The organism is Pseudomonas sp. 18.1.10, from assembly GCF_024655625.1.
In the GTDB taxonomy this organism is placed as follows: Bacteria; Pseudomonadota; Gammaproteobacteria; order Pseudomonadales; family Pseudomonadaceae; genus Aquipseudomonas.
Map to the genome: position 1 here is coordinate 1 of NZ_JANLGL010000347.1, position 3,935 is coordinate 3,935.

Below are 3,935 nucleotides of genomic sequence, written 5' to 3' on the forward strand. Positions count from 1 at the left end.
ACATTCGACCGCATTTCAAATGTTGGAACACGGTCAAATGTGGGAGCGGGCTTGCTCGCGAAGGGGTCATCAGCAGCACCCAAGATTTCAGCCTTGCTCACTCTCATACCGATCCAGGGTATCCCTGGCAATCTCCCGCCCCAACGCGATCAACTCCGGCGCCTTGTAGAACTCGAAAAACCGGCACACCCGCTTCGGCACGTTAATCAACACATCCGGCGGATACCCGGCAATCTTGTATTGCGCCAACGACGTCTGCATCACCTCGAAACTCTGGTTTATCAGGTCCAGCAACGACGCCGGCCCGACGTTATCGATGATGAACGAACCGGTCGCCGACTTCGGCGCGCCAGCCTTTTCCGGCGCGGCGGCGGGTTGTTGGGCTTCGGGTTCCGCCGAGTCCAGCCATGGGTTGATATCCGCCGCTTCGGCCTGCAAGGCTTCCTGTTCCAGTTTCATCAATTGCTCGGCCTGCTTGCGCCGAAACGGCAGGTGCGAACCGAGTGATTTCGCCAGGCTGTTGAAGCGGCTCTTGAACGCCGGTGGGCGCTGGATCACCGGCAATTGGTAGTGCTTCTGGTTGGTGGCGTTGAGGTTGACCGCGATGATCAAATCGCAATGGCTCGACACCACCGGCACGATCGGCAGCGGGTTGAGCAGGCCGCCGTCCACCAGCATGCGGTTGCCTTGCATCACTGGGGTGAACAGGCTGGGGATCGCCGCCGAAGCACGCATGGCCTGGTGCAGGCAGCCTTCCTGGAACCAGATTTCCTGTTGGTTGGTGAGGTCGGTGGCGACGGCGGTGTAGGGGATGCGCAGCTCTTCGATATTCAACTCGCCGACGATCTTGCGGATCTGGCCGAAGACCTTCTCGCCACGGATCGCCCCGAGGCGAAAACTCACGTCCACCAGGCGCAGCACGTCGAGGTAATCGAGGCTTTCGATCCAGTTGCGGTACTCATCCAACTTGCCGGCGGCGTAGATGCCACCGACCACGGCGCCCATGGAACAACCGGCGACGCAGGCGATGTCGTAGCCCCGTCGTTCGATTTCTTCGATCACGCCGATATGGGCGTAGCCCCGGGCCCCGCCAGAGCCCAGCACCAAGGCAACACGTTTCTTCATGGTCATGTCCTACAGATGGCAGGTGCCCACAATGCACCCATTGAGGGGGCGGCTTCAATCTTCGCTGCGGGAGTGCCAAGCCTCGGGTATGCTCTGGGAATAGGTACTATCGTTTTCAGGCTAAGGACAAGGCACTTTTTCATGTAGGCAACGTCTACAACGTACGACTGTTTTTCTTTATTTTGAGGTGTCATCGATGAAAGCCTGGATGTGTGTGCCTGTGATCGTGTTGGCCCTGGCTGGTTGTGCCGGGAAAACCGCGTACCGCGACAGCTGCGGCACGCAATTGGATGCCGCATGGCACGAGCTGGACCTGGCCAAGGCCGAAGGGTTCGCCGGGACTGTCAGCTATTCCAAGGCCCTGTCCCTGCTGACCGGTGCCAAGACCCAGCAGCAATTTGAAGCGTTTGAAGGCTGCGCCAACAAGGCCGAGAAAGCGCGGTTCTATATTCGTGAGTCGCGCGCCGGGCGTTGATCCGGGCGGCGAGTAGGATTTTTCATCGGAGAGTGAGGGCAGGATGTCAGCGTTGGTCGATCAGTTAGTCGCTCAGGTCATTGGCCTGGAAGTAGGGTTGCTGAGCTGCCAGGCTCGTCTCACCGCCGTCACCGACGATGAAGCCCTGCATGACCTGCGCACCACCGTGCGCCGCCTGCGCAGCCTGTTGCGCCCCCTGCGCGGGTTGCCCGGCGTGGAACAGCTGGAATCGGCCGCCAGCGCGGTTGGCCAGTTGACCACGCCGTTGCGTGACCGCGAGGTGCTGGCGGCCTATTTGCACCAGCATGGCTATCACGAGGCGGCTGATCGGCGCCTGCGTCTGCAACCCGAGGCGTATCGCCAAGTGGCGCAAAGCCCCGAGCTGGCGCAACTGCTGCTGATCCTCGATGCCTTCCCGCGCTTTGTCCGCGCATCCGAACATCAGAAATTGCTCAAGGGCCTGCGCCCGCGCATCGAGAAACGTCTGGCCAAGCAATGGCAGGCCCTCGACGCCGCATTGCAGGACCCCAGCCATGATCGCCACCGCCTGCGGTTGCTTATCAAGCGCGTGCGTTATGCCGCCGAGGCCTACCCCCAATTGCATAAACTCCCCGCCAACGCCATGTCCCGGCTGAAGAAAGCCCAAGGCGCCCTGGGCGATTGGCACGACTGCTGGCAGTGGCTGGCCCAGGCCGAACACCAGCCGGATCTGCAACCCTGCGTTGCCGTGTGGCAGCGCACCATGGCCAAGGCCGAAGGGCAGGCGGACCGCGTGCTGGATAAACTCCGCGCCGATTGTTTCTGACACCTGATCGTCCCCACGCTCCGCGTGGGAACGCCGCCCAGGACGCTCCGCGTCCTACAATCGTCCGGCTTTTGGCCGGAATAGGCGCTGTACCCGACCTGCACGCTGGTTAAGATCCCCCATCCGTTTCCCTTGATGTGAGGTCGCCATGCGCTTTAGTGATTTGCTCGACGCCGCCCGAAGCCACCCGCAAGACGTCACCATCCCCGCCGAATGGGCCCAGGGCCGTGCCACCTTCGGCGGCCTGGTCGCCGCGTTGCAGTACGAAGCGCTACGCGCCCAGGTGCCAGCCGACCGCCCGCTACGTTCGCTGGCGATCACCTTCGTCGGCCCGGTGGCGCCCGACGTCCCCGCCAGTTACCAAGTCGAAGTGCTGCGTGAAGGCAAGGCCGTCAGCCAATTGCTCGGCCGCGTGGTGCAGAACGGTGAAGTGGCGACGCTGGTGCAGGCCAGTTTCGGCGGGTCCCGCGAGTCGGAAATTGTGGTCGAAAGCGCAGCGCCGCCCGTGTTCAAGCACTGGGACGAATGCCAGGAACTGCCTTACATCAAGGGCGTCACCCCGGAATTCATGCGCCATTTGGCGATGCGCTGGAGTGTTGGTGGCCTACCGTTTACCGGGAACAAGTCCCGCGACATGGGTGGCTGGGTCCGACTGCGTGGGGATGTGAAGGAAGAACCGCTGACCGAGGCGCACATCCTTGCGTTGGTTGACGCCTGGCCTCCGGCCTTGCTGCCGCACCTGAAGAAGCCCGCGCCGGGCAGCACGCTGACCTGGACCATCGAGTTCATCCAGCCGTTGCAGGACCTCACGACATTGGACTGGTGCCAGTACTACGTAACCATCGAGCACGCCCGCGACGGCTATGGCCACGCCGCCGCCGCGCTGTGGAGCCCGAGTGGCGCACTGATCGCCATCAGCCGCCAGACCGTGGTGGTGTTCGCCTGACACTCAGTGCCGGTGGCGCTGCCGCCAGGCGCGCCACCAGCCGCCGCTGAAGACAAAGCGCGGGAAGGTCACGAACTGCTCGACCACCAGACGCTGCACTGCGTCTTTGCGATCACTGAAGGGCTCACTGGCCTGGGCTTCCAGGCTGTGGCCATGACGCTGCAACGCCAGGCCGGCCACGATGCCGACCACACCGATGGCGAAACTGGCCAGGCTCAAGCTGAACACCCCGGACACAATCAGCAAGAACCCGACGATAAACAGCGGCACGGCAATCAGGTGCAACGCCAGGTTGGTCGGGTGCTGATGGTTTTGCGGGTAGCTGCGCCATTGCCAGGCGGGGAGATTGGGGTGACGTTTGCCCATGATGAAAAATCCTCTGTCCGTTGAAACAACTTGAACAGAGTTTAGGTGGGGGTGGGCGGGTCGGCGAATCAAGGCTGGCTATGGGGGCTATAGGGATCTGCACAACTTTCAGCATTGCTGCTGTACCCGTGGCGAGGGAGCTTGTTCCCGTGACGGCCTAGCCGTCGGGCGATTTTTACCGGGTGTAAACCGGCTCTACTGTGGGAGCTGGCTTGCCT

The 3,935-nt window shown here is 62.3% G+C and carries 5 protein-coding genes; 3 read left to right on the forward strand and 2 right to left on the reverse strand.

What is annotated here, in order from left to right; translation table 11 throughout:
- Nucleotides 1-87 precede the first annotated feature (87 nt).
- Entirely contained in the window at nucleotides 88-1,125 is a 1,038-nt protein-coding gene (locus tag NUV89_RS28295) for a patatin-like phospholipase family protein (RefSeq protein ID WP_257783909.1), read from the reverse strand.
- Nucleotides 1,126-1,321: 196 nt separating this feature from the next.
- On the opposite strand from NUV89_RS28295, the gene NUV89_RS28300 reads away from it, so the two are divergent.
- The 3 genes from NUV89_RS28300 to NUV89_RS28310 all read left to right on the forward strand — a co-directional run bounded on the left by NUV89_RS28300 (nucleotide 1,322) and on the right by NUV89_RS28310 (nucleotide 3,351).
- A complete protein-coding gene (locus tag NUV89_RS28300; protein WP_017734442.1) occupies nucleotides 1,322-1,600 on the forward strand; it encodes a hypothetical protein in 279 nt (92 codons plus the stop codon).
- Nucleotides 1,601-1,643: 43 nt separating this feature from the next.
- Nucleotides 1,644-2,405: a CHAD domain-containing protein gene (locus NUV89_RS28305; RefSeq protein WP_257783911.1), complete on the forward strand. Its 762-nt coding sequence runs from the start codon at nucleotides 1,644-1,646 to the stop codon at nucleotides 2,403-2,405.
- A gap of 148 nt (nucleotides 2,406-2,553) precedes the next feature.
- Nucleotides 2,554-3,351 (forward strand): acyl-CoA thioesterase II, encoded by a 798-nt coding sequence (locus NUV89_RS28310; protein WP_257783912.1) that lies wholly within the window; start codon nucleotides 2,554-2,556, stop codon nucleotides 3,349-3,351.
- Between the two features lie 3 nt (nucleotides 3,352-3,354).
- Here the strand turns inward: NUV89_RS28310 and NUV89_RS28315 are convergent, their stop codons facing one another.
- Entirely contained in the window at nucleotides 3,355-3,717 is a 363-nt protein-coding gene (locus NUV89_RS28315; protein ID WP_257783913.1) for an Mpo1-like protein, read from the reverse strand.
- Nucleotides 3,718-3,935: the final 218 nt, after the last annotated feature.

Bases quoted from the DNA above. Each gene is read 5' to 3' on its own strand.
- NUV89_RS28295 (WP_257783909.1), bottom strand. From the start codon at position 1,125: ATGAAGAAACGTGTTGCCTTGGTGCTGGGCTCTGGCGGGGCCCGGGGC.
- NUV89_RS28300 (WP_017734442.1), top strand. From the start codon at position 1,322: ATGAAAGCCTGGATGTGTGTGCCTGTGATCGTGTTGGCCCTGGCTGGT.
- NUV89_RS28305 (WP_257783911.1), top strand. From the start codon at position 1,644: ATGTCAGCGTTGGTCGATCAGTTAGTCGCTCAGGTCATTGGCCTGGAA.
- NUV89_RS28310 (WP_257783912.1), top strand. From the start codon at position 2,554: ATGCGCTTTAGTGATTTGCTCGACGCCGCCCGAAGCCACCCGCAAGAC.
- NUV89_RS28315 (WP_257783913.1), bottom strand. From the start codon at position 3,717: ATGGGCAAACGTCACCCCAATCTCCCCGCCTGGCAATGGCGCAGCTAC.